At 72.3% G+C, this 530-nt stretch carries 1 protein-coding gene; it reads right to left on the bottom strand.

Annotated features, from left to right (window positions below):
• Nucleotides 1-530 (bottom strand): PfkB family carbohydrate kinase (locus tag D3272_RS27085; protein ID WP_245496820.1); only part of this gene is annotated, 530 nt, incomplete at both ends.

Here is a 530-nt window from a genome sequence, read left to right as displayed (position 1 = left end):
CACAGCAGCCGCGACACCGCGAAGGCCCCGCACGCATTGGCGTAGGCGCAGGCCGTCTCGATCGGCTCGCCGCGCAGGTAGCCGCGCAGGAAGCCCGACATGAAGGCGTCGCCGGCGCCGAGCACGTTGAAGACCTCGACGGGGAAGCCCGGGCCCTTGATGCCGGCGTCGATCTCGTCGGGGATCGGCCCATCGAACGCGACGCAGCCCATGGGGCCGCGCTTGCACACGATGAGCGCCAGGGGGCTGAGTTCGCGGATGACCCGGATGGCGGCGAGCGGGTCCGCGACGCCGCCGGCGATCATCAGCTCCTCTTCGGTGCCGACGATGACGTCGCAATCGGCGAGGACGGGGGCGAGGTGGGCGCTGACCGCGTCGGAGGCGATGAACCGTTCCTCGCCGGCGCCGTGGCCGGCGAGGCCCCACAGGTTCGGGCGGTAGTCGACGTCGAACACGATCCTGCGGCCGTGCGCGGCGGCGTGGCGCATGGCCAGCTTCTGCGCCGCCGCCGTGGTTTCGCGGGCGAAATG

Origin of the sequence: Lichenibacterium ramalinae (assembly GCF_004137085.1) — a bacterium.
GTDB lineage: Bacteria > Pseudomonadota > Alphaproteobacteria > Rhizobiales > Beijerinckiaceae > Lichenihabitans > Lichenihabitans ramalinae.
The sequence above is the reverse complement of the archived record's forward strand: the minus strand, read 5'-3'. Positions and strand labels throughout refer to the sequence as shown.